General features: G+C 50.1%; 26 protein-coding genes. 12 read left to right on the forward strand and 14 right to left on the reverse strand.

The features are described 5' to 3' along the window. Positions 1 to 46 precede the first annotated feature (46 nt). From pyrH to LX87_RS18840, 3 genes are all read right to left on the reverse strand, one after another. On the reverse strand, positions 47 to 763 hold the full coding sequence (gene pyrH, locus LX87_RS18830; protein WP_111629800.1) for a UMP kinase: 717 nt from the start codon (positions 761 to 763) through the stop codon (positions 47 to 49). A gap of 119 nt (positions 764 to 882) precedes the next feature. Further along, positions 883 to 1,383, reverse strand: coding sequence for an acyl-CoA carboxylase biotin carboxyl carrier protein subunit (locus tag LX87_RS18835; RefSeq protein WP_111629801.1), 501 nt, complete (start codon positions 1,381 to 1,383; stop codon positions 883 to 885). Positions 1,384 to 1,403: 20 nt separating this feature from the next. Further along, the gene (locus LX87_RS18840) at positions 1,404 to 2,327 is read right to left on the reverse strand and encodes a DMT family transporter (RefSeq protein ID WP_111629802.1); all 924 of its coding nucleotides are present in this window, start codon (positions 2,325 to 2,327) and stop codon (positions 1,404 to 1,406) included. Between the two features lie 250 nt (positions 2,328 to 2,577). On the opposite strand from LX87_RS18840, the gene LX87_RS18845 reads away from it, so the two are divergent. Continuing rightward, complete coding sequence (locus LX87_RS18845) at positions 2,578 to 3,543, forward strand: glycosyltransferase family 2 protein (RefSeq protein WP_111629803.1); 966 nt, start codon at positions 2,578 to 2,580, stop codon at positions 3,541 to 3,543. Beyond that, on the forward strand, positions 3,540 to 4,346 hold the full coding sequence (locus tag LX87_RS18850; RefSeq protein ID WP_111629804.1) for a glycosyltransferase family 2 protein: 807 nt from the start codon (positions 3,540 to 3,542) through the stop codon (positions 4,344 to 4,346). Before LX87_RS18845 ends, LX87_RS18850 begins: the two co-directional genes overlap by 4 nt. 70 nt (positions 4,347 to 4,416) lie before the next feature. On the opposite strand, the gene dusB is transcribed toward LX87_RS18850, so the two are convergent. Beyond that, on the reverse strand, positions 4,417 to 5,406 hold the full coding sequence (dusB, locus tag LX87_RS18855) for a tRNA dihydrouridine synthase DusB (protein ID WP_111629805.1): 990 nt from the start codon (positions 5,404 to 5,406) through the stop codon (positions 4,417 to 4,419). A 171-nt stretch (positions 5,407 to 5,577) separates the two neighbouring features. Between dusB and LX87_RS18860 the strand changes: the two genes are divergently transcribed. Continuing rightward, on the forward strand, positions 5,578 to 6,492 hold the full coding sequence (locus LX87_RS18860) for a CPBP family intramembrane glutamic endopeptidase (protein WP_229310723.1): 915 nt from the start codon (positions 5,578 to 5,580) through the stop codon (positions 6,490 to 6,492). Next, complete coding sequence (locus tag LX87_RS18865) at positions 6,485 to 6,694, forward strand: DUF2007 domain-containing protein (RefSeq protein ID WP_111629807.1); 210 nt, start codon at positions 6,485 to 6,487, stop codon at positions 6,692 to 6,694. Before LX87_RS18860 ends, LX87_RS18865 begins: the two co-directional genes overlap by 8 nt. Positions 6,695 to 6,704: 10 nt before the next feature. Here LX87_RS18865 and LX87_RS18870 read toward each other — a convergent pair whose 3' ends face one another. Beyond that, a complete protein-coding gene (locus LX87_RS18870; RefSeq protein ID WP_111629808.1) occupies positions 6,705 to 7,229 on the reverse strand; it encodes a hypothetical protein in 525 nt (174 codons plus the stop codon). 168 nt (positions 7,230 to 7,397) lie between these two features. On the opposite strand from LX87_RS18870, the gene LX87_RS18875 reads away from it, so the two are divergent. Together LX87_RS18875 and LX87_RS18880 are read left to right on the forward strand one after the other, a co-directional pair. Next, on the forward strand, positions 7,398 to 8,231 hold the full coding sequence (locus tag LX87_RS18875) for a phosphatidate cytidylyltransferase (protein ID WP_111629809.1): 834 nt from the start codon (positions 7,398 to 7,400) through the stop codon (positions 8,229 to 8,231). A 78-nt stretch (positions 8,232 to 8,309) separates the two neighbouring features. After that, positions 8,310 to 9,041, forward strand: a complete 732-nt coding sequence (locus tag LX87_RS18880; RefSeq protein WP_111629810.1) for a carboxypeptidase-like regulatory domain-containing protein — start codon at positions 8,310 to 8,312, stop codon at positions 9,039 to 9,041. Between the two features lie 31 nt (positions 9,042 to 9,072). Here LX87_RS18880 and LX87_RS18885 read toward each other — a convergent pair whose 3' ends face one another. Beyond that, positions 9,073 to 9,849, reverse strand: a complete 777-nt coding sequence (locus tag LX87_RS18885; protein ID WP_111629811.1) for a UDP-2,3-diacylglucosamine diphosphatase — start codon at positions 9,847 to 9,849, stop codon at positions 9,073 to 9,075. Positions 9,850 to 9,964: 115 nt separating this feature from the next. Here LX87_RS18885 and LX87_RS18890 point away from each other — a divergent pair, with 115 nt between their 5' ends. Next, positions 9,965 to 10,735 carry a hypothetical protein gene (locus tag LX87_RS18890; RefSeq protein WP_111629812.1) on the forward strand — a complete coding sequence of 257 codons (771 nt, stop codon included), beginning with the start codon at positions 9,965 to 9,967 and terminating at the stop codon, positions 10,733 to 10,735. A 90-nt stretch (positions 10,736 to 10,825) separates the two neighbouring features. Here LX87_RS18890 and ftsH read toward each other — a convergent pair whose 3' ends face one another. Together ftsH and rsfS are read right to left on the reverse strand one after the other, a co-directional pair. Beyond that, entirely contained in the window at positions 10,826 to 12,856 is a 2,031-nt protein-coding gene (gene ftsH, locus LX87_RS18895; protein ID WP_111629813.1) for an ATP-dependent zinc metalloprotease FtsH, read from the reverse strand. A gap of 190 nt (positions 12,857 to 13,046) precedes the next feature. Then, positions 13,047 to 13,430: a ribosome silencing factor gene (rsfS, locus tag LX87_RS18900; protein WP_111629814.1), complete on the reverse strand. Its 384-nt coding sequence runs from the start codon at positions 13,428 to 13,430 to the stop codon at positions 13,047 to 13,049. Between the two features lie 101 nt (positions 13,431 to 13,531). Between rsfS and LX87_RS18905 the strand changes: the two genes are divergently transcribed. Continuing rightward, a complete protein-coding gene (locus LX87_RS18905; RefSeq protein WP_111629815.1) occupies positions 13,532 to 14,299 on the forward strand; it encodes a biotin--[acetyl-CoA-carboxylase] ligase in 768 nt (255 codons plus the stop codon). Between the two features lie 49 nt (positions 14,300 to 14,348). Here LX87_RS18905 and LX87_RS18910 read toward each other — a convergent pair whose 3' ends face one another. Both LX87_RS18910 and pgeF read right to left on the reverse strand, forming a co-directional pair. Then, on the reverse strand, positions 14,349 to 14,606 hold the full coding sequence (locus LX87_RS18910) for a GlsB/YeaQ/YmgE family stress response membrane protein (protein WP_111629901.1): 258 nt from the start codon (positions 14,604 to 14,606) through the stop codon (positions 14,349 to 14,351). Between the two features lie 78 nt (positions 14,607 to 14,684). Then, on the reverse strand, positions 14,685 to 15,449 hold the full coding sequence (pgeF, locus tag LX87_RS18915) for a peptidoglycan editing factor PgeF (protein WP_111629816.1): 765 nt from the start codon (positions 15,447 to 15,449) through the stop codon (positions 14,685 to 14,687). A gap of 312 nt (positions 15,450 to 15,761) precedes the next feature. On the opposite strand from pgeF, the gene LX87_RS18920 reads away from it, so the two are divergent. After that, on the forward strand, positions 15,762 to 16,148 hold the full coding sequence (locus tag LX87_RS18920) for a T9SS type A sorting domain-containing protein (protein WP_111629817.1): 387 nt from the start codon (positions 15,762 to 15,764) through the stop codon (positions 16,146 to 16,148). Between the two features lie 64 nt (positions 16,149 to 16,212). Here LX87_RS18920 and LX87_RS18925 read toward each other — a convergent pair whose 3' ends face one another. Both LX87_RS18925 and radA read right to left on the reverse strand, forming a co-directional pair. Beyond that, entirely contained in the window at positions 16,213 to 17,061 is an 849-nt protein-coding gene (locus tag LX87_RS18925; RefSeq protein ID WP_111629818.1) for a sugar phosphate isomerase/epimerase family protein, read from the reverse strand. Positions 17,062 to 17,158: 97 nt separating this feature from the next. Next, entirely contained in the window at positions 17,159 to 18,532 is a 1,374-nt protein-coding gene (radA, locus tag LX87_RS18930) for a DNA repair protein RadA (RefSeq protein ID WP_111629819.1), read from the reverse strand. Between the two features lie 202 nt (positions 18,533 to 18,734). Here radA and LX87_RS18935 point away from each other — a divergent pair, with 202 nt between their 5' ends. Together LX87_RS18935 and LX87_RS18940 are read left to right on the forward strand one after the other, a co-directional pair. After that, a complete protein-coding gene (locus tag LX87_RS18935) occupies positions 18,735 to 19,427 on the forward strand; it encodes a porin family protein (protein WP_111629820.1) in 693 nt (230 codons plus the stop codon). 155 nt (positions 19,428 to 19,582) lie between these two features. Beyond that, entirely contained in the window at positions 19,583 to 20,263 is a 681-nt protein-coding gene (locus LX87_RS18940; RefSeq protein WP_111629821.1) for a porin family protein, read from the forward strand. A 150-nt stretch (positions 20,264 to 20,413) separates the two neighbouring features. On the opposite strand, the gene LX87_RS18945 is transcribed toward LX87_RS18940, so the two are convergent. Both LX87_RS18945 and LX87_RS18950 read right to left on the reverse strand, forming a co-directional pair. Next, entirely contained in the window at positions 20,414 to 20,827 is a 414-nt protein-coding gene (locus LX87_RS18945; protein WP_111629822.1) for a LytR/AlgR family response regulator transcription factor, read from the reverse strand. A 272-nt stretch (positions 20,828 to 21,099) separates the two neighbouring features. Further along, positions 21,100 to 21,531 (reverse strand): LytR/AlgR family response regulator transcription factor, encoded by a 432-nt coding sequence (locus tag LX87_RS18950; protein ID WP_111629823.1) that lies wholly within the window; start codon positions 21,529 to 21,531, stop codon positions 21,100 to 21,102. A 216-nt stretch (positions 21,532 to 21,747) separates the two neighbouring features. On the opposite strand from LX87_RS18950, the gene pheS reads away from it, so the two are divergent. Beyond that, complete coding sequence (gene pheS / locus LX87_RS18955; protein WP_111629824.1) at positions 21,748 to 22,800, forward strand: phenylalanine--tRNA ligase subunit alpha; 1,053 nt, start codon at positions 21,748 to 21,750, stop codon at positions 22,798 to 22,800. Positions 22,801 to 22,925 lie beyond the last annotated feature (125 nt).

Genomic DNA, 22,925 nt, shown 5'->3' on the forward strand with positions numbered 1-22,925 from the left:
TGTTGACCATACAGTATACGTCATCGTCATCATCCATCACATAAAATTATCCCGTAATCAGCGTGCCAATATCTTCGCCCTCAACCAGTTTAACCAGGTTGTTGGCACGGTTCATATCGAACACGATGATGGGAAGGTTGTTTTCCTTGCATAACGTAAAGGCTGTCAGGTCCATTACGTTCAATTTTTTTTCGTAAACGTCCTGAAACGAAATGGTTGTATACCGGGTAGCGGTTTTATCCTTGAACGGATCAGCGGTATACACCCCATCGACTTTGGTACCTTTCAGAACCACATCCGCTTCGACCTCGATGGCGCGCAGGCTGGCCGTGGTATCCGTCGTGAAGTACGGGTTTCCGGTTCCGGCGCCAAAGATTACGACACGGCCTTTTTCGAGGTGACGAACGGCCCGCCGACGGACGTACGGTTCGCAAACCTGTTCCATCTTGATGGCCGACATCACGCGCGTATACAAACCGTGTTGTTCGAGCGAACTCTGGATGGCCATGGCGTTGATGACCGTCGCCAGCATTCCCATGTAATCGCCCTGAACCCGGTCCATGCCGCTGCGTTCGCCCTGAATACCGCGAAAGATGTTACCCCCGCCGATAACGATGGCAACCTGGACGCCTAGTTCAATAACCCGCTTGATTTCCAGGCTATACTGTTCTAAAACCGTCGGGTCGATACCGTACCCTTTTTCTCCGCTTAACGCTTCTCCGCTAAGCTTCAGCAGAATTCGTTTATATTTTAGTTGAGCCATGAAGGAAAGTTTGGCGGCAAATATAGTGAACAGTGATGAGTTAAGAGTGAAGAGTGAAGAGTTAAAATGCTCCGCTTAGGAGAATGCGCAGCCAATTCATTGCTCCTGATTCCTGACGCTCAATTGAATTCTACCAGAACCTGGTTTTTTTCAACGGTTTGGCCGCGGCTTATCCGGACGGTTTTGACGGTGCCGTCGGCGGGCGATTTGATGACATTTTCCATTTTCATCGCTTCCAGAATCAGGACCGTGTCGCCTTTCCGAACCACATCGCCGGATTGCACGCTCAGGCTTAGAATCAGGCCGGGCATCGGTGCTTTGATCTCGTTGATCTTCGTCAGGCTGGCCGTACTCATGCCCATTTGTTCGAGGAGCAGATCAAAACGGTCTTTCAGCTGAACCTGATGAATCGACTCGTTGATTTTGAGCGTAACGGTTTTGGCCGCAGGGTCCAGATGCAGCAGTTCGGCGGTATACGAACGGTTCTGATGCAGGATATGAAACATCCGGTCGTTCAGCCGGACCACATCCCAGGCAAAGGGCTGGCCGTTTAAAACCGGTTGGTTGCCCGAAAAATCAATTTCAAAAGGCGGCTGATCATTGACGGAAGCACGAAACATGAAGCAGGGGCTAAGGTGTCTTATTTTTTGTTGATCAAATATACACCTAGCAGACAAATTCCCATACCGGCCACCTGCGGCCAGTGCAGAGGTTCGCCGTCGAACAATCCCCAGAAGACGGCCACCACCGGAATCAGGTACGTTACCGTTGAGGCAAAAACGGCGGAGGTGAGTTGGATGACGCGGTTAAAAAGAATGGTGGCAAAGCCCGAACCGATCATTCCGAGGGTGACGAGCATCAGCAGGGCGGGCGTCGAACCCGGGGCCGTTACCCGGGTCGGGAAATCCGTCGTAGCCAGACCGACCAGCGCAATGGGGCCAACCATTGCAAAGGTCGAAGCCGTGGAAAGGAGAGCCGGTAAATCCGATAAATACCGGGAAACAATGTTGATGTTGAAACCGTAGAAAAGGGTGGCCAGAACAAGCAGAAAAGCGTAACCGTTGTACGAAAACGAGCCCGTTGCACTGAAAAAGACCAGGAAGACCGATCCCGCAAAGCCCAGCAAAATACCGCCTACCTGCTGTAGTTTGGCCCGTTTACCGAATAATGCGATGCCGATCAGAAACGTGAACAGGGGGCTGAGGGCGTTCAGGGTTCCGGCCAGCGAACTGTTCAAGTGGGCCCCGGCGGTGGCAAACAGCATGGCGGGAATCAGGTAGCCCAGCATTCCGGACCCCAGGAGGGGCAGCCAGCGGTCGCGCGGAAACTGGTTCCAGCGAATCAGCAGATACGGCAGAAAAAAGACCAGCGCCAGGAAAATCCGGCCAGTGCCAACCTGCATAGCTGAAAAAGCCGTCAGACTGTGTTTAATCAGAATGAAAGAAGTACCCCAGATAAGGGCTACCAGCAGGAGGAGCACCCAGGCTAGAAACCGGCGGCTGGATGAAGAAGAAAGGACCGGTTCGTGCAGGGTAGATGATTTTTCGGTAAATTGTCTTGTCATATCAGCAAAACCACCGGGCAACAAGGTTTGGTTCGGGTGATTGCAAAAAAGTCTTCCACACTAACTTATTGATCGATAGCTGGTTTAACAGGGACAAGCATACAATACGCAACGATCCTGCTGGCATTTGAGTATTTATTGGAATGCAACGATAGGAGCCGGATTCCTGTCTTACTTTTTTAGGCCCATTTCGCAATGAATCTGGCACCGGGCAACTGGTGAGCCGCAACGAATCTGCATCCGACAGGGTATGAAACTATCGATAATTATACTGAACTACAATTCCAGCAGCTATACCCTGGATTGTGTGGCTTCTATTCGGAATCGGACACAACTAGCTGATTATGAAATTATAATTGTTGATAATAACTCACGCCCTGGGGACCTGGGGCGGTTACATTCTCTGACCAAACTGCCTAATGTAAAGATCGCCCGGAGCCGAATCAACCTTGGTTTTGCGGGCGGTAACATGCTTGGATTGCAGATCGCCGATCCATCCTCCACCTACTATTTTTTTCTGAACAACGACTGTCAGTTGCTCGATGACGTTTGCGGTCGACTGTATGCATTCATGGAAGAAAACACCGCCGTGGGAATCTGCACAGGGCAGGGCATTAACGGCCATGACGGGCACGAACCGTCTTTTAATCATTTTCCCACGTTAGGAATGAAGGTGCTGGGGCACAGCGTAATGCGGGTTTTTAATCCGGCGGAGTATATGTCGCGTCATCGGGTTTACGACCATCCGATGGTGGTGCCGGTGATTACGGGAAGTGCCATGTTTGTGCGGGCAACGGCTCTCTGGCAGGTCGGTGGTTTTGATCCGGCTTATTTCCTGTACTGTGAAGAAGAGGATTTGTGCCTGCGGTTGCGCGAAGGGAAGTGGAAAGCCATGCTGGTTCCGGATGTACGGTATCTGCACATCGGCGGTGGCAGTACACATCGGAATTTGCAAACTGATAAAGAATATTACATTTCGCTCTTTTATTACCTCCGTAAAAATGAAAACGTGTTTAAGCGGAGCCTGTTTCAGTTATATTACACGATAAAAATTGGACGAAAAGCATTAAAAAATAAACATTTTGCCCAATTAGCCTGGTTTATTCTGCGAGGGGCGCCCGGTCGGGAAAGCCTTCGGTATAGACAGGGATCAACCGTGAGTCCGCACCAGCCCGTTGAAGATTATCAGCTAACCCAATCGCTCATAACACCATGAATAGGCACACGAAAGTTCCGCTTTCCGTTGTGATGATAACGCTGAATGCTGAACGGACCTTGAAAAAGGTACTGGAGACGGTGTATGACTGGGCAGACGACATTGTTTTAGTTGATTCAGGAAGCACGGACGCCACACTGCCCATTGCCCAGCAGTTTAATTGCCGGATTTTCTACCGGAAATTCAACGGTTTTGGCCCACAGAAGCAATTTGCTGTCAACCAGGCCAAACACGACTGGGTGCTGGTGCTCGATGCCGATGAACTGGTTTCGGAAAAACTGGCTCAGGAAATTACGGCCTTGTTTGCTGACGGATTGCCCGGACCGGCGGGTTATGCCTTGCCCCGAAACCTGATTTTTCTGGGACGGGTGCTGCGGTATAGCGGTCAGAATCGCCAACCGGTTGTGCGGCTGTTCAATCGCCGGAAAGGCGACGTTACCCCGGTCGCGGTTCACGAGTCCATTCAGGTCGAAGGCACTCCTGGAACGCTATCGGGTATTCTGATTCATGATAGCTACGGTTCGCTGCACGATTACGTCCAGAAAATGAATCAGTACACCACCCTGAGTGCTAAAGAAATGGCTGTGCGGCACAAAAAAGCCCATATTGGACTCCAGGGGCTTCGGTTTCTGTTTACGTTTGTGAAGATCTACCTGCTGAAAGGCGGGGTGCTCGACGGTTATCCGGGGTTTATGTGGGCGCTGCTGTCGGCGGTTTATCCGGTTATTAAATATTCAAAATTGCAGGAAATGCAGAATCAGGTTGGCGAGTCGAAACCCAGCCCGGTACTGGTTTTTGAGTAAAGAGCTTTCCCGAGGCACCGGAGATTTTACGGTGTGAAAGCAAAATAACCGTACCTCGGGATGCGGGAAATCAGATCAGAGCTACCTCGTACGTCTCGATAATTTCGTCGAGAATACCGTTGATTTCCGCCAGTGTATCCGCCTGCACCAGCCGGAGCCGAAACGGTTTGAAGTTGTCGAGGCCCTTGAAATAATTGGTATAATGCCGACGCATTTCGAAGATGCCGGTTTTCTCACCTTTCCAGCGAATCGAAAACTCCAGATGCTGCTTGCAGACCGCTACCCGATCAGCCAGCGTGGGAGCGGCTAAATGCTCACCCGTCCGCACATAGTGCTTGATTTCGTTAAAAATCCAGGGATAACCAATGCTGGCGCGGCCAATCATGATACCGTCAACACCGTACCGGTTTTTATACTCCAGTGCCTTTTCGGGACTTTCAATATCGCCGTTGCCAAAAATCGGGATCGTAATGCGCGGGTTTTCTTTCACCCGGCCAATGAGCGTCCAGTCGGCTTCACCTTTGTACATCTGCACCCGCGTCCGTCCATGAACGGTCAGGGCCTGAATACCAATGTCCTGCAAGCGCTCGGCTACTTCCTGAATATTTTTTGTGTTTTCGTCCCAGCCCAGACGGGTTTTTACGGTAACGGGCAGGTGGGTGGCTTTCACGACGGCTTCGGTCATTTTGACCATCTTCGGAATATCCTGCAACAAAGCCGCCCCGGCACCCCGGCAGGCCACATTCTTTACCGGACAGCCGTAGTTAATATCGATCAGGTCCGGATTTACCCGCGTTGCAATCTCGGCGCAGGCCCGCATGGTTTCGATGTCTGAGCCAAAAAGCTGAATTCCCACCGGGCGTTCGTATTCAAAAATGTCGAGTTTCTGAACGCTCTTGGCCGCGTCGCGGATCAAGCCCTCCGACGAAATAAATTCCGTATACATCAAATCGGCGCCGTTTGCTTTGCATACTGCCCGGAACGGCGGATCGCTTACATCCTCCATCGGCGCCAGCAGCAGCGGAAAGTCGCCCAGTTCAATTGTTCCAATTTTAACCATATATCGCTAACAACACGGTTTCTAAAGATGTTCGGTGTAAAACCGTAGGACCCAAAAAATCTTAGAGCGTTGGGATAAAAAATTGCCTACTTGTAAGAACCTCACGGTTTTGGCCGTAAATTTACAGCAATTATGGAAGACTTCCGCTCTACGTCCCCGTCAACGAATCCTTTGCATCCCCTTCGTAGTCTGCTGGTCCTGTTGGGCTTTATTTTGCTGGGCATGTCGCTGGGCGGTTTGCTGGCCGGACTATTTCTGGCGGGCTGGGCCACGACGGGCGGGCATGATGTGGGCGAGATTACCGATGTGCTGAGCAATCCCGCCGATTATCCCGGCAGCTGGCCGCTGCTGATGCTGATTCAGGCCGTTAGCCATCTTTGTTCATTTCTGCTGCCCAGCCTGCTGTATCTGCGCTGGATCGAACACCGGGGGTGGGCCGACTTCAACGCCCGACCACTCAGTGCGGTTCAGGCCGTGGGGCTGGTGGCGCTGCTGACCATTACGTTTATGCCCTTCAACGGGTTGATTATTGAATGGAATCAGAACCTCGATTTCCCGGATGCGCTACGGGGTCTGGAAGAGTGGATGAAACAGAAGGAGGACCAGATTTCCGAACTGACCACCTTTCTGACGAATTTCTCCTCACCGCTGGAATTAGTGATTGCGCTGGTGGTCATTGCCATTATTCCGGGCATTGGCGAAGAGGTGCTGTTTCGGGGCCTTCTGCAACGGAAACTGGCGCAGTGGACCGGCAATGTACACGTGGCCATCTGGGTGGCGGCCATCATTTTTAGCGCCATTCACGTTCAGTTTTACGGTTTTGTGCCGAGGGTTCTGCTCGGGGCTTTGTTTGGCTACCTGTATGTCTGGTCGGGTAACCTGTGGGTGGCTATTCTGGCCCACGCGGTAAACAACGGGTTTACGGTTTTTATGGTCTGGCTGTACCACCGTAAAATGATTTCGATTGACATTGAGAATACCAATAGTGTTCCTTGGACCGGCGCAGTAATTTCCCTAATTTTAACGATAGGTTTTTTAGTTTTTTTTCGAAAATCAAATCAATCGTCGTCCCAGCCGTATGTCTGATCAGTGGGAAAAAGTACTGGTGACACCGACCATGCACCGCGCCGAACTGGCCAAAGTCCTGTTAGCCGAACACGCCATTAACGCCGTTGTCGTTAATAAAAAAGATAGTAACTATTTGTTAGGGAACTGCGAAGTATACGTGCAGGCCGAAAATGCCGCCCTCGCCAAAATTCATTTGATTACGGCGGATCTGGAATACTAAGTGACCCGGTTTAGCTGTCAATTTTTTTGGCATACGAAACCACGGTATAAATGCCTTCCGTTGGTTTGCCGGACATTTCGAGCGTGACGATGGTCCGGGCGCTTTCCCAGACATTGGAACGAGTCAGGTGGCCCAGCAACACCGCGTCGCCGTAGCGTTCCTTACGCCCTTTATACAATTCAGAGTTCCAGTTCCAGTAGTCGCCGGATGGGGTTCCGTACCGATCCGTTAAAATCCTGGCGACAGCTTCGTAGTCATCCCAATGCTGTTGGGCGCGAACATGCCGTTCGGTGAAAATGTACTGCGCCCCCACCAGCTGATCTTTCGCAAAAGCAAATTTTACCGAAACCGGAAAGCTATGAAACCAGCGCCCACGGTAGTGGAGGGTGGTGTCGGTTTTCAAAAACGGCGCCGATCGTTCAGCGGCCTGAACTTCCTTGCTGGTCATATCCCAACGGAGGGAACGAAGATCATAATCCGGTTGCTGACCGTTTCCTGCCAATTGAAAGAACAGGCTGAGCAGAACAAAGAACATAGGTACGAATCGGCGAGTAGATTGCCCGAAACTGCAACTCTATAAACGTGAGATAAACTGTAAATAAAGATAAAAATAGACGGAAAGCGAAACCGATGTATGAATGACCTGTCGGTATTTTGTTATTTTCGCCAGATAAACCAATCCGGTTTGTAGTTACCTTACTACATGAAAGCACATTTGAATCGGATGTCGAACCTACAACAGCGTGTCATTACGGCTGCTATCGGTGTCTTCATCATTTTATTTGGAATTTGGTATAGTGACTGGACCTTTGCGCTGCTGTTCTGCATTATCAGTGCGCTGACGCAGCTGGAGTTTTATAAGCTGCTGGGTCTGGATGGGAATCAGCCGCTGACGTATTACGGAACAGCCGTGGGGTGTCTGATTTGTTTGCTTACCTACTTAATTGAAAAACAGATTGTTGGTTATGATAGCTACTTTCTGATCTGCCCGGCTGCTTCCATGATTTTTTTAATCAAGTTATACAAGAAGCGGGATTTAAAACCTTTTACCAACATCGGGTTTACTTTCCTGGGGCTTATCTACGTGGCCGTACCGTTTGCCTTGCTGAACGTGCTGGCGCTGCGCGGAGGAGTCTATCATCCGGGTTTGATGCTGGGTTGTCTGGTGCTGCTGTGGGCCAGCGATATCGGGGCCTATTTTGCCGGCACTAAATTTGGCCGTCGAAAGTTATTTGAGCGGGTATCGCCCAAAAAATCGTGGGAAGGGGCCGTGGGCGGGGCTATGGCGGCTGCCATCATCGCTTTTTTTCTGACTATTTTTGTAGATGACCTGCGCCCCTGGGAGTGGTACTGCGTGGGGGCAATTATTGTGGTGACGGGTACCTACGGTGATCTGGTTGAATCGCTCTTCAAACGGAGCATTGCCATTAAGGATTCCGGATCGTCGATTCCGGGGCATGGTGGCTTTCTCGACCGTTTTGACGGTTTGTTGCTGGCGGCTCCGTTTATTATTACTTTTTTGAAGCTGTTTGCCTGATTCTGAATAAAGAACTATTCAATCAGCCTACAGAATTTGGACAATACGCCTTTCAGATAGGCGTTTTAAAAGGAGGATATGAAGACATTGCTGATAAAAATAATAACCGTTCTGGCCCTTGCGTTGGGGATGATGGTCGCTGCTCTGCAAACCGCCCGGGCACAGGGCCAGGAGAAGCTGATCATGTTTACCGGGATTATTACCGCTGGAAAAACATCGGAACCGTTGCCGGAAGCCTATATCTCCATCCCCCGGGCCGGTCGGGGGGTGTTAGCCAACACAAACGGATACTTTGCCATTCCGGTTTTACCCGGCGACAGCATTGTGTTCAGTTACGTCGGTTACAAGAAGCAATACCACATCATTCCCCGGCGGTTAACGGAAACTTCCTACTCAGCGGTAGTAGCCATGCAGGAAGATGTGCAGATGCTGACGGAGGTAAAAGTATATCCCTATCCAACGGAAGAATTGTTCAAGCAGGCTTTCGTTAACATGAAGTTACCGGATGAAAAAGAGCGCGAGAACATGGCGCGTAACCTCAGCGAGGAGTCTATGCAGCGGTTGGCAGCCATGACGCCCATGAGTGCCGCCGGCAACTACCGGTATTACCTCAATCAGCAGTGGTATGGCCGCGAATCCATGACGGGCCGGTCGCAGATGACAACCATTCCGTTTCTGAATCCGTTTGCCTGGGCCAACTTCATTAAGTCCGTTAAAAACGGTGATATGAAGAAGAAGGATTTCCGGCAGGAACTCAATGCGACCCCGCCGGAAGGAATCTCGCGTCAGGATATTCTAAAAAATAACTGATCTTCCCGTTCCATTAATAAGCCAACGTTCGCTAGCCTTCAAACGTCAGCAGCTTTGTGTCCTGTCCGTCAAACCGGGCGTAGGTGTTTAGATTGATCCACTCGCCCAGGTTAATGTACCGGCTGTTTTCGGTTACGTTCAGATCCAGGGCAAGGTGGCGGTGCCCAAAAATGTAGTAATCGTGGTGCTGACGGGTTTCTACTTCCCGGCAATACTGCCAGAGCCATTCCTGTTCGTCGCCTTTAAATTCTTCGGTTCGGTGCTGCTCGGATTCTTTCCGCTTACGCGACCAGCCATTGCCAAAGTCCATGCCGATATCCGGGTGAAGCCAGCGAAAAAACCAGCGAGCCATCCCGTTTTCGAAAAGCTTCTTGAGTTGCTTGTATTTAAAATCACCGGGCCCCAGGCCGTCGCCGTGGCCTACCAGAAACCGTTTACCGCCAATTTCGTACGATTTGGGTCGCCGGTAGGTCGGGATTCCCATTTCTTCGGCAAAGTAGTTGGCCATCCACATATCGTGGTTTCCGGTGAACAGGACAATTTTGAGTCCACTATCGGCCAGTTCGGCCAGCTTGCCCTGCAAACGGCTAAAGCCTTTTGGAATTACATTGCGGTATTCAAACCAGAAATCGAATACATCCCCAACCAGAAAAATGGCTGCGGCATCGGTTTGTGCGTTGGTCAACCAGCGAATAACCCGGCGTTCTCGTTCGCGGCTGGCGACTGGAGAGGGAATGCCTAAGTGAAAATCAGATGCAAAGTATACGGCTTGACCCGGTGGGAGCGCTATTGGTTCAATGGGAAACATGAATATTTTTTCAAGAATACAAAAGTAACATATTGCTTCATTACCTCCGAAACTTGCATATTGCAGGATCAAAAAGAAGACCATTGATTAAGAAAAACTTGTACGTTACAATGCTATGAAAAAACGGTTTATTGCTTTAGCCGGTATGGTAGGCTTTATGGGGCTATGGGGAGAGGGGGGACTGCCGGTTCACGCACAGCCGGAATTGGCGATGGTGACGAAAAACCGTTCGGCAGCGCCCCAGAAACTGGTATTTGATCGAATCCTGGTTTATGAACAAACCGACTACAACGGTTCGGTGGTCCGTTATCAGGTGTTACTGAATTCAAAAACGGGCCAGTTTGGTTTCGACCGCAAGCTGGCTAATCTGAGTTTTCCGGGCGTTGTGGGAGGATACACGTTTGTAACCGGACAGCCGGATGGGAGTTACCGGGTCTATGTGGCCGACAAGTACGAAGGAAAGGTAATCATGCAGTACCATGTTGGCAAGTCGTTTTACTCACCCAACCGTGCCGAAGCCTGCCATAACCGTTTCAATCAGCGGTATCGGGCTACGGGACGTGAAGGGACGCAATACGGCCTGACCGCAACGGAATACCGGGCCAGCCTGGGGCCAAAAGATACGGAGTGGCTCTGGGTTGCGGAGGTGCCGTTCAACTCCTACCCATTGTATCTGTTCAACGAACTGGCGCTGGAAGCCAAATTACCTGATGCCCACAGCATCAACTTCTCTTCGTCGCTGGGTCCCAATGAGTTGCTGGTCCAGTCGAAAAAAGAATATTACTCCGAAAAAGTAAACGGACGCCCCGCCACCAGCACATTAAAACTCATTCATTTTGGCCCTACGAATTATTCCTTCGATGTGACCGGCTACCGGTTTAAGTAATCGTAACGGTTATGAATGGGGGATGACCCTATTAATAGGTACAAAAAAAGCCGACGAACGTCGGCTTTTTTTGATTCAGTTAACTCTATGTTATGAGAGCGCGGGCAGATCCGGCGTAGGCAGCGGCTGGGTTTGTTCCGGCTTGCTGTTGGTACCGATTTCTTCCTCCACGATTTCCCCTGAGTTTTTATAGGCCTGGTAAGTCGTTTCTTTCTGGAACGGACGTTTACCAAGAATCCGAACCAGATCTTTCTGGAACAGAATTTCCTTCTCAAGCAGTTCTTTCGCTACGGCTTCCAGACCTTCCCGGTTCTTATCAAGCAGATCCTTCGTACGTGAGTAAGCTGCATCAATGATCTTGCGAACTTCGTCGTCGATGGCTTCGGCCGTAGCTTCCGAATACGGTTTGTTAAACTGGTATTCGCTTTGTTTCGAATCATAAAACGAAACGTTACCAATTTTGTCGTTCATCCCGTACATGGTTACCATGCTGTAGGCCAGCTTCGTAATCCGTTCGAGGTCACTCAGGGCACCGGTCGAAATTTTGCCGAATACATTTTCTTCAGCCGCCCGGCCACCGAGCGTCATACACATTTCGTCAATGAGCTGCTCGGTACGATACAGATACTGCTCACGGGGCAGGTACTGCGCATAACCCAAAGCTGCTACACCGCGGGGAACGATGGTTACTTTCACCAGCGGATCGGCGTGTTCGAGGAACCAGCCCGTTACAGCGTGGCCCGCTTCATGGTACGCTACGATCTCTTTTTCTTCCGGCGAAATGAGTTTATTTTTCTTCTCCAGACCACCAATAACGCGGTCCATTGCGTACTGGAAGTCGCTCATATCAACGGATTCCTTGTTCCGGCGGGCGGCAATTAGGGCCGCTTCGTTACAAACGTTGGCAATATCAGCACCGGCAAAACCCGGCGTTTGGGTGGCCAGTTCTTTCGGGTCAACATCCGTTGCCAGTTTGATAGGCTTCAAGTGTACCCGGAAAATAGCTTCGCGGCCCACGATATCGGGCTTATCAATGCTGATCTGACGATCGAACCGGCCAGGACGCAGTAACGCTGAGTCCAATACATCCGGGCGGTTTGTGGCTGCCAGGATAATGATTCCGGAGTCCGTGGCAAAACCGTCCATTTCAACCAGCAGGGAGTTCAGCGTATTTTCCCGTTCGTCATTGGCACCGGGCATCGAACCCCGGCCACGCGACCGACCCACGGCATCGATTTCGTCAATAAAGATGATACAGGGCGCCTTCTCTTTAGCCTGCTTGAACAGGTCACGTACGCGGGCAGCACCCACACCAACGAACATCTCCACAAAGTCAGAACCCGACAGCGAGAAGAACGGTACACCGGCCTCGCCCGCTACGGCTTTGGCTAACAAGGTTTTACCTGTCCCCGGAGGGCCTACCAGCAAAGCGCCTTTCGGAATTTTGGCACCCAGTTTGGTAAATTTCGTCGGGTTTTTCAGGTAATCAACAATTTCTTTGATTTCTTCTTTCGCTTCGTCCAGACCCGCTACGTCGTTGAACGTAATCTTAACCCGGTTTTCAGCATCGAACAGCGCAGCTTTGGATTTCCCAATGTTGAAAATCTGACCACCCGGTCCGGCACCACCTGACATCCGGCCCAGGAGAAAATACATGGCTAGAATCATGATAATAAAGAAACCCCATGTGGACAGAAAGCCACTCCAGTCACTTCGTTGTTCAATTTTATAATCAATTCTCTCATTATCAGGCACGCCCTCCTGAATACGGTCCAGATCTTTTTTGAAAGATTCAGCGGACGAAACCCGGAATTGGAAATGAGGGCCGGATTCCGAATTAAAGTACGATTTGTCCTGGAACAGATTCCGGTATTTCTGCTGTAATGCCTGCCGGGTCAGGGTTACTTCAACAACATCATTGTTCACAATGACAACCTCTTCGACTTCCTTGTTTTTAACCATTTTTTCAAAGCCGCGGATCGTGGTCTCCCGAACGGCACTGCTGCGGTTAAAAAAGGTTATCCCGAGGATCGCTGCAATCAGGATCGCTACAATCCAGCCCTGGAAGTTGGGCCGACGGGGCGTTCTGGGTGTTAGTGGATTTCTATTAGTATCAGGCATTTTGGCAACAGAATTACGGCTAAATAGATAAAAGAGGAAACACCATTTGTGAATGGATTGTTTCTGTGGGGCTTTGGTTTCGATAAACGGAGAGTTTCCGGGGCAGGTGGTTGTAAGAGCGGATAAACACTCAGTCCGTTTACTGCGTTGGGAGCAGATGAGAATCTGCTCCCTTATTCCGTTCTATCGATCAGGCAAAGGTTTCCTCCACGGCGTGGATTTCGGCATCGCCCCAAAGTTGTTCAAGGTCATAAAAAACCCGGCGTTCCTTTTTGAAAATATGGACAACGACATCCACATAATCAAGAAGAATCCATTCCCGATTCATTTTGCCTTCCTCGTGCCAGGGACTGGCCTGACTGGATTTAAATACTTCTTCTTCAACAGAATCGGCGATTGCGTCAATTTGTGTATCAGAGGTACCGGAGCAAATGACAAAGTAATCAGAAATGGCATTTTTAACTTCGCGAAGATCCATGACAACAATGTCAATGGCTTTTTTCTCCTGCATTCCCTTCACGACGAGTTTGCATAGTTCTTCGGATGATAATTCTTTTGGTTTGTTAATTCTCATGCTACTGGTTTAAATTGCACAGACCGAAATTAGCGGGTACAGGCTATAAACAAGGTTTTGTGCCATAATTCGGTATTCATCCAACTAAATGTATTAAAAATTTGTACAAGTTTCGACCCAAAACGTTATTTCTTGGCCAAAAAATTAATTATCTGCCAACTTGTCAGTCTACTAACGACATTGCCGCTAGTCTGATTACGGGCGAAACCTCTCTGGACGGAACCGTTGTGATAACTGATCAACAGACGGCGGGCCGGGGGCAGCGGGGCAATCAGTGGGAAGCCCAACCCGGGCAAAACCTGACCTTTTCCGTTATTTTACAACCTTCATTTTTGCAGCCAAACGAACAATTCTGGCTTAATATTGCCATATCGCTGGGGATTAGCGACTGGCTGGCCACTCATCTGAACGATCGGCTGAAAATTAAATGGCCGAACGACTTATACGTAGAACAGCGTAAAATCGGTGGTATTCTGATTGAAAACACGTTATATGGGTATTCAATTGCCTGGTCGGTGGTTGGAATTGGCTTGAATATCAACCAAACGCGCTTCCAGACCGCTACGGCAACCTCCCTTATTAATGAAACACCAAATGAGTATGATTTCGTTCTCCCGGAAGCATTACCATCGTTATTAGAATCGCTCGAAAAACGGTATTTGTCGTTGCGGGCCGGGCAACGCGATGTTTTAAAAACGAATTACCTGCAACGTTTATTCCGCTATCAGGAAGAAAGTGATTTTATATCCGGGGGTGAACGCTTTCGCGGTATGATTGTCGGCGTTGAGGAAAGTGGCCGACTGGCCATTCAGGTAGGAGAGAAGCTGAGAAGTTTTGCGTTTAAGGAAGTGGAGTTTGTCATTGAATAAAACTGCCCGGACGGTATTGTTATACCTATCCGGGCAGTTTCAGAGTCGGTTAAGCCGTCCTCCGTGATCCTTTAATAAGCGCGGCAATACCCAGAATGATAACCGCCCCAACAAAAGCCGTCAGAACCCGGTCGAGCATACCGCCGGCTCCGCTTGAAAAGGTGTTTCCAAAAATCCATCCGCCGACAAAAGCGCCAGCGATGCCGAGCAATATTTCCGTAAACAGTGAAAACGAAAACCGTTTAAAAACAAGGTCTGCCAGCCAACCGGCAATGGCTCCGACCAGTATTGTCATCAAGAGTCCCATATCCTTGTGCATTTAAGTGTATGGATATAAAACCCGGTTCGGGCGGCTTTGTTTACCCGCTTGATCCTGAGTTGGCTTTTAATGACTGGAACGCAGCCCGATCAGTGCCAGCATCCGGCCCGTATTGCCGTTTTCGGCCCGAAACGAAAAATAGTCCTGATGATGCAAAACCGTCGAATAGGGCGAAATTCCAATCTGGGGGGCTGGAATACCGGCCCTCATCAGTTGGTCCGCATTGGCCGCTTTTAAATCAATCAAAAATTTTTGCCGATCCGCGTCAAACCGTTTGTGGACCTCATCGAACTGCCCGGCTACTTCGGGTCCTACTTCAAAAGAATCCTGATCGATGCAGGTGCCGACGTAGGCAAAGCAGTCTGCGGGCTGTGTGCCAAACTGTTCCTGTAGGGCCTTGACGGTTTTTTGGACAAGGCGGGCAACGGTTCCGCGCCAGCCTGCATGAATAGCCGCCACGGCCTGTTGTCCGGCGTCATAGATCAGAATCGGCGTACAGTCCGCTACCGTCACCGTCAGAAAATGGTTAGGCTGATTGGTGATCAGGGCGTCGTAGCCCTCAAACCGTCCGGGCTGGGTAACCGTCAGAATCCGATCATCGTGCACCTGATACGACGAGGCCACCTGCTGAGGATCAACCTGGAGACTGGAAAATAAACGCCGACGGTTTTCTGCTACGTTTTCGGGCGTATCGGTCGTATTAATCCCAACATTCAGTGAAGCGAACGGCGCGGAGCTGACCCCGCCATGACGGGTGCTTTCGGCGGCAATCAGGTTCGGAAAAGAGTCAAAAACCGGGGGAATCCGGTAGAGGGATTCTGAAACAATCATTTCGAAATTTTATACTGTAATCGCTGATTTTGTACCTTTTTTATTCGGCTTATAGCCCGTATTCTGTCAGGCAGATTCATTTGAAAGTAAAAAGATACTATTTTCTTTGACTGGTAATTGCTTGGTAGTCTGGGTGTTATGGTGGCGTTTGGCGTGTTGCCGTTTAATTGCTCATCCAGTATTCAGACCGTTCGGCCAGTTACATAAACCGTTGCCGTACTATGTTTCGGACGGTATGGGCCCTGGACGCTATCTTTGAACCGTCAATTAAGACAAAACAACAACAAATACGAACACATACAATCACACACCATGAAAACGTTCATCTCTTCCGTACTGGTAGCGCTGGCTCTCAGTGCATCCACCGCAACATTTGCCAACAGCGACAACGAAAAAAAGGCTAACTCGTACCACGTTGGTTTGTATCCTTCCGTTCAAACCGCCAAAGTAAACGTAATGGTTGCCAAAGAAAAAGGCACGGCACTGGATGTTTTATTGCTGGATGGTCAGGGCACAGTTTTAGCCACGCACCGGTTAGCCAAAAACGAAACGTCTACCCGTACCCGCTTTGACCTGAATCAATTGCAGGATGGAACCTATACCGTTGTCGTAAGCGACGGTTCTTCTAAAATTATCAAAGATTTTAATTTGCAAACCAAAAAACCGGTTCAAGCGGAGCGTTCTATTTCATTGCGCTAATCTTCCGGCCTTTTCCACACCAGAACGAAAAAGCCCCGGTCCTGCGACCGGGGCTTTTTCGTTTTTACTGTACTTTGTTGTAGGCGCTTCGGAAGTATTTGACGCTTTCAGCAATTTCGGGACCGTTGTTCTCCCAGTGGTATTCGTATTCCACCGAGATCGGGCCTTTAAATTTCTGGCGCTTGAGTTCGGCAATCACCGCATCGACCTTGCAGTCGCCGGTTCCCCAGATCACGTCGTGGTATTTGCCGTCCGGTGAGTCTTTCTTCACATCCTTGAAGTGCATCCCCAGAATGTGGCCCTGTAGTTTTTTCAGGCAATCAACCGGGTCCAGACCGGAGCGAACCCAGTGGCCGATGTCGGCGCAGGCACCCACGTACTTGCTCGTACCGATCACGGACAGCACCGAGTCGGGGTGCCAGTAGTGCGACGGTTTCGGGTGGTTGTGCAGGGCCACGTTGATTTTATACTCGTCGGCCAGCCGGGCGATGTACGGAATCTGCTCCACTTTGGGCTCGGTATTGATGTTGGTGATGCCCATGTCTTTGGCAAATTCAAACAGGGCCTTCCAGTCGGCTTCATTTGGAGCATTGACCACGCCAAAGGCCGAGAAAGATAAGCCTTTGTCTTTTACCAGTTTCTTAACAGCCTGACGGGTGGCTGCGTCCATTTTAAAATCCATTTTGCCTTCAATGCCGCCACCGATGGTTTGACCTGGAAACGCTTCTACGTATTTTAGTCCGCAGCTGTCAATTTTGCGGATGGCTTCGGCAAACGTAAACAAACGGAAGGAGTAGGATTGAGCGCCGAGTTTCCAGCCGGCTTTGTTCTCGGGATTGCGCTGGGCGTTTGCGGAAAAGGCACAGAAAGCCAGTAATCCAACGATCAGCAAAAGGTTGTTAATGCGTTTCATTTAGTAAGGATTTTTTTGATGCTGTAAATGTAAAAGAAATCTGGCCCGCCATTGCGTCAATTCAATGATTTAATATGATTTCTTCGGCAAATGACCTTTACATCAAAACGCCCTGAAATACCTCGTCCAGTTTGCTGACGGGACGGATTTTGATTTTAAAGTTGCTCGTATCCAGCCCTTTGATGTTGTACTTGGAAATGAAAATTTCCTTGAATCCCAGCTTCTCGGCTTCCGAAATCCGGGATTCGACCCGGTGTACGGCGCGGACCTCGCCACCCAGACCAACCTCAGCCGCAAACGCTGAGCTGGACGGAATCGCAATGTCCTCGTAGCTCGAAACAATGGCCGCACAAACCGCCAGGTCAATTGCCGGGTCTTCGACTTTCAGACCACCGGCCACGTTCAGGAAAACGTCCTGCTGGCCCAGCCGGAAACCGCCCCGTTTTTCGAGTACGGCGAGTAACATCTGCAACCGCTTGGCGTCGAAACCGGTGCTGCTGCGCTGTGGGGTTCCGTAATTGGCCACACTCACCAGCGCCTGAATCTCGATCATCAGCGGACGGTTTCCTTCCACCATTGAGCCAATGGCAATCCCGCTCAGGGCTTCGTCGCGCTGGGAGATCAGGATTTCCGATGGATTGGTCACCTGCCGCAAACCCGTGCCCTGCATCTCGTAAATGCCCAGTTCGGAGGTACTGCCGAAACGGTTTTTCGTCGTGCGCAGAATCCGGTAGGTGGTGTGCCGGTCGCCCTCGAAGGTTAATACCGTATCGACCATGTGTTCCAGTACTTTCGGTCCGGCCAGCGAACCATCTTTGGTAATGTGGCCAACGATGAAAACCGGCGTGCCGCTTTCCTTGGCGTATTTCATAAACTCGGTGGTACACTCGCGGACCTGCGAAACGCTGCCCGCACCCGATTCCACCAGCGACGAGTGCATGGTCTGGATCGAATCGATAATCAGGATTTCCGGTTCAAAATGTTCGACGGTGCGAAAAATATTCTGCGTCGAGGTTTCGGTCATGATGTAGCAGTCGCTGATGGGCGTAGGCAACCGCTCGGCCCGCATCTTGATCTGCTGTTCGCTTTCCTCTCCCGACACGTATAAAACCCGCATATCGTTCAGGCCGAGTGCAATCTGGAGCAGCAGGGTGGATTTGCCGATGCCCGGTTCACCGCCGATCAACACCAGCGACCCCGGCACAATACCGCCCCCCAGCACCCGGTTCAGTTCGCTGTCGGGCGTCAGGGTTCGTTCCTGTTCTTCATAATTGATGGCGTGGATGGCTTTCGGTTTGGCCGCCGTTTTGGTGGTGGCGGTGGGGCGCCAGTTGCCGGCAACCGGTTCGTCTTTTGTCACCACTTCCTCCACAAAGGTATTCCACTCACCACAAGCCGGGCAGCGACCCAGCCATTTGGGAGCCTGATTACCGCAATTCTGACAGAAAAATGTTGTTTTTGTTTTTGCCATTAAACCTTTGGTTACAATCGCGCTTCTAAGCAGCGTGCCGTAAAAGAATAGGGGTAAATTGTCCGTGGAGTGTCCTATCCAAAAACCGATTCTGCAAAGAAAGCGAGGTGCTCATAAACTAACAATATACTAAAAAAAGCCGGTCTTTCATAGCATTATCGCCAGCGATCTCGTTAATCATTCATTCTAACTTCTCTTCCAAATGAAAAAACTCCTGTTGCTCGGTCTGGTCCTGTGCCTGCCCGTATTAACGTTTGCACAATTCAGTATCGGTGTGAAAGGCGGGGTGAACCTATCGCAGTTTACGATGGGGGAATTTGTGAAAACCCGTTTAAATGCAAATGGTACTCCGCAGGTCAGCGTGAGCGGTCGGACCATCCGCGACAACCTGAAAGAAAGTTTCGATAGCCGGACGGGCTGGGCCTACGGTATTTACACCCGGTTTGGAAAAAATATTTACCTGCAACCTGAATTGCTGGTATCGTCGAAAGGCGGTTCGTTCGAGATTGTCCGCGACATCGACGGGCAGCCAACCTCCGAAACCGTTACCATTAACACCACCAATTTTGACGTACCGATTCTGCTGGGCCTGAAAGGCGGCCCCATCCGGGTTGTGGCCGGTCCCATCGTTTCTTTTCGGATCAGTGATGATCAGTCGCTGCGCGACGCCTTGCAGGATTATACGTCCGGCAGTTTGAATAACGCGCTGGCCAAAGCGACGTACGGCTATCAGGTTGGTGTTGGCCTGGATCTGGGTCGGCTGGGCATTGATGTCCGGCGGGAAGGCGGTTTGTCCAACGTGTCGGCGGTAGATCTGGGCACCGAGGGTAATTCCGAGCGGTTTAGCCAGAAGCTCAAATCCTGGCAGGTGACGCTGGCCCTGCGCTTGTTTTAAACGTAAGACGCGAACACTGCCGCCCGGTTTTGAACGAAGCCGGGCGGCTTTTTTATGGGGAAAAGCGTAGAAATACCGTTCGCACAGTTCCTGACTTTCCGTGCCGGTCTTTCTGCTAACTTGCTCCTCAATTTTTACATTTAACAACAATACGAATGAAACGACTGTTAGTGCTGCTGCTCCTGCTGCCGGGGTTGACCTATGCCCAGGGCAAATTTCTCACCGTTGGTCTGAAAGTAGGGGCCAACTTCTCGCAACTCAAAACCCTCGAAATGCAAACGCCCCGGCTCACGGCGGGGGGCATCCCGGTCCTGTCGGGTGGTCAGATTGTCTACGATTTTTTCCGGAATAACGACAGCCGGACGACGGGCATCGTGGGGGGCGCTTTTTTCCGGTTTGGCCGCAAGCTCTTCCTGCAACCCGAGGTCCTGGTGTCGTCGAAAGGTGGCAAATTCGACCTGATCCAAACCGGTTTAACAACTCAATCCGTGAATGTGAAATTTACCACCTTCGATGTGCCGGTCCTGGTAGGGTTCAAGCTCGGGCCGCTGCGCCTGAATGCGGGGCCGCTGATGTCATTGACAATTTCGGAGGATAAGGGCCTGAAAGATTCTTTTAACCAGTATACCAGCCAGCCCATTGAGGAGACGTTTAAACAGGCGGTATTCGGGTATCAGGCCGGAGCGGGGTTGAATCTGGGCGGCTTTGAACTTGATCTGCGGTACGAGGGGAATCTGTCGGATTTGTCGCAGATCGGCATTAAAACGTCTAGCAGCGACGCCCGGTTTTCGACCAAAGCCTCCCTCTGGCAATTGACGGCGGGTTTTGCTTTTTAAATAAATAGGGTCGCCAGCGGTTTTATGCGTTGGCGGCCCTTGACTCCATAAAAAAAACATGCCGTTGTCCCGTCCCTCAAGGGAGCCGACAACGGCTGTTCTGCTCAACTAACCCAAAATAAACCGTATAAGTAAAACCGTAGTAATCGATTAATTGAAAAGCGACTGCATGAAGACGTTAAGCCGCTGGCTGATTTCCTTCATCCGGCGCCGGGAGATCGTTACTTCCTGGCCGTCGGTAAGGCGAACAATCCGTTCCGTTGCGAAAACACTGAACTGCACGTAAGCCAGGTTGATGATCGTGGATTTATGAATCCGCAGAAACATCGACTGATCAAGCATGGTTTCGAAAGCCTTCAGCGTTTTTGAAACCAGGTAACGTTTTTTATCGCGCGTCGTGATAAACGTATAGTTGCCTTCTCCGTGCAGACTGACTATATCATCGACCGAGATCATGATGTTGCGGTTGAGGTATGGCAGCGCGATGCGGTTGGCGTTGCGCTGGTACATCCGGGGAAACAACGGTTGTAATGTCGAAGAGGAAGGATAAGCTAACGTTTCCATAGCGAATGGCGATTAGAGTTTTGTTTCTGTTACTTGTTGTTACTGACATGACAAAACTACTTTAATTCGCCGTTCGATAATAAAGAAGGCTTGACTTTGAGTGGCTTACTATTAAGGTTAAGCGACTGAAAATCAAGCCTTTATGATGTTACTGATTGGTGTACTTCCCGTATATCTCCTCGACCGATTACGTATTTCTACGTGGTGGGTGCACCCGTAAACTACACGGTACGATACGGGTTATATCAGGGTTACAATGGATACGGATTACCTTAATGAACGGTGCTGGGCAGGAAGTTGCGGATGCGATCCACAAAGTTCTGCGCCCGGCGACGCGAAATCTTTACTTGTTGCCCATCATTCAATTCCAGTTCGCCCTCTTTTTTTACATAGAACCGGCGTACATAGCAAAGGTTTACGATGCATGATTTGTGAACCCGCACGAAGGCTTCACCATCCAACAAGTCTTCGTACTCTTTCAGCGTACGGGATACGAGCATGCGAGTGCCATCTTTCAGAAAGAAATTCGTGTAATTACCTGAACCTTCCAGCCGGACAATTTCTTCCAATGAAATAGTTCTTTTGCGATCGTAAAAAGGGATGAGCAGTTTCGGAGAAATTGGGGAGGTGGACTTTTTTTCCACACTTTTGGGGAATTTTGTGGACACTTGGTCAAAAACGTTTTCCTTCAGGATGGATTCCATAATAGATCGAGTAAGATAGTGTAACAATGGATACTGTTGATTGTGAACAGGTTAGTTTTTGAGGAGCGGCTTTTTCAGGCTGGATGCCACTTAACCTGTCGTCATTACCGTGCCCAACAACCGTACCGCTGAGTAAATCGGGGCGTCAAAATGTTTGTTTTACCGGAGCCCGGAATTTGGTTATCTTTGCGGTGAGCTGGATTGATGACAATACGTATGCTGGATAGAGTCAAAGAAATTTATCAGGAGATTGAACACTGTGAAATTCAATCTAAAGATCAGTTGGAGCAGTTCCGACTACGGTATATAGGGCGCAAGGGCATTATTACGGATCTGTTTGAACAATTGAAGCAGGTGCCGCAGGAAGACCGCCGGGCCGTGGGCCAGGAGTTGAATTCACTGAAGGACTTTGCCCAACTGCGGTTTAAAGAATCCAGTACGTCGCTGGAAAACAGCCAGACGGAAGACGTTAAGCCGCCGGTTGATCTGACGCTGCCCGTTGTGCCGAATCTATACGGCGCACAGCACCCGCTTAATGTGGTTCGGCAACAGATTATCGACATTTTCGGCCGGATCGGTTTTAGTGTCGCCGATGGACCCGAAATTGAAACCGACTGGTATAATTTCGGCGCGTTGAACTTCCCAGATAACCACCCCGCCCGCGATATGCAGGATACGTTTTTCGTAGAAAAGAAAAGCGAAGGGGCACCGGCGGATCTGCTGCTGCGGACGCACACCTCCAATGTGCAGATTCGGCTGATGGAGCATCAGAAAAATAACACCGCTTTCCGGCCTATCCGGTCCATTATGCCGGGCAGAGTGTATCGAAACGAAGCCATTTCGGCCCGGGCTCACTGTATGTTTCACCAGGTCGAAGGCTTATACATAGATAAAAACGTCGGTTTTAAAGACCTGAAGGATACGCTTTATCACTTCGTGAAGGAGATGTTTGCCAAGGATGTGAAGATTCGTTTCCGGCCGTCGTACTTTCCGTTTACCGAACCAAGCGCCGAAATCGATATTTCCTGTCAGATCTGCCACGGCAAGGGTTGCAATATCTGTAAATACAGCGGCTGGGTTGAAATTGGCGGTTCCGGCATGGTGGATCCTAATGTGTTGATAAACTGCGGTATTGACTCCGAAACGTATACCGGTTATGCTTTTGGGATGGGCGTTGAACGCATTACGCAGCTTCGCTACGGTGTTAATGATTTGCGGTTGTATACCGAAAATGATGTTCGGTTTCTTCGGCAGTTTCAGGGAGCGTAATACAACGAAGGAAGAGGACATTACTAGCAAAAAAGAAGTAGATTTAATCAGTCATTCGGTTTCCCCTATTTCTTTTTTTTGTCTATAATTTATCCCTGATTTTGACTAGCCGCTTTGCACTTCTT

Origin of the sequence: Larkinella arboricola, from assembly GCF_003259745.1 — a bacterium.
GTDB lineage: Bacteria > Bacteroidota > Bacteroidia > Cytophagales > Spirosomataceae > Larkinella > Larkinella arboricola.